Raw genomic sequence first — 1,082 nt, 5'->3', positions numbered from 1 at the left:
CGCGCACGACGTTGAGGGCGGCCTGGAACGCCGAGCCGATGAAGCTCCCGATCCCGCCGAAGACGTCGCGGACCGTGTTCCCGACGTTGTTGATCGCGTCCGAGATGAAGCCGATGACGGGCGAGATGACCGAGTTCCAGACCCAATTAAAGGCGCCGGCCACGCCGTCGAAGGCGGGTTTGACCGCGTTCGCATAGAGCCAATCGAAGATGATCCCGACGTTGTTGATCGCGCCCGAGATGAAGCCGATGACGGGCGAGATGACCGAGTTCCAGATCCAGTTGAAAGCCTGCCCAATGGCGGCGAAGACGGGGGAGATCACCGTCTCCCATAGCCATGTAATGACAGCTGCCCAAAGCCCGACGTAGATCATGATGCCGGTGACGATCGGCATGATGATGTTGTTGTAGATCCAGTTGAAGACTTCGCCGATCGCCGTAAAGACGGGCTGGAGAACGGTCGTCCAGAGCCAATTCCACGCCGTGCCAATCGCGTTGGTGACGTTCGTCCACACGTCCTGGAAGAAGGTCGTCTGCGTCGCGACCCACAGGATGCCGCCGACGAGGGCGCCGATCGCCGTGATGATGAGCATGATCGGGTTTGCGTTCAGGGCGATGTTGAAGAGCCAGACGGCCGTGGTCGCGAGGCCGAGGGCGAGCGACAGAGGGCCGAGCCACGAAGCGTTCTGCGAGATCCAGTCGACGATCGCCGAGAGGGCCGGGACCGCCGTGTCCGTGAGGAAGCCGAGGAAGTCCTGCCAGAGAGGCATGAGCGTCTGGCCGAGCTTGCTCTGCTGATCTTCGAGCGACGCCGTGAGCGTCTTCTGCGTGTTCGCGGCACCGTCGGCCGTCTTCGCGTAGTCGCCCATTGCCGCGGCGCCGTCTTTGTTGACGATCGCGAGCACGGCCGCGGCCTTCTCCTGCGCAGTGAGCTCGCGCGCGTTCGTCTTGCCCGTCGCTGCCATAGCCTCCTGCTCGACGCGGGCGGCGTTGATGTTCGGGATCAGCGACTGTAGGGAGTCGTATTCCCCGCGGAAGGCCGCCGAGATCCGATCGGCGACGTCAGCCGTCGGCACGTTGTTG

1 protein-coding gene is annotated in these 1,082 nt (G+C 63.5%); it reads right to left on the bottom strand.

Annotated features, from left to right (window positions below; genetic code table 11):
* Nucleotides 1-1,082 (bottom strand): hypothetical protein (locus ACHBGV_RS10250; RefSeq protein ID WP_394736277.1); only part of this gene is annotated, 1,082 nt, incomplete at both ends.

This window comes from Streptococcus sp. A34 (assembly GCF_043674115.1).
Lineage (GTDB): Bacteria > Bacillota > Bacilli > Lactobacillales > Streptococcaceae > Streptococcus > Streptococcus suis_V.
Note: the sequence above shows the minus strand (reverse complement) of the source record. Positions and strands in the feature narration are given on the sequence as shown.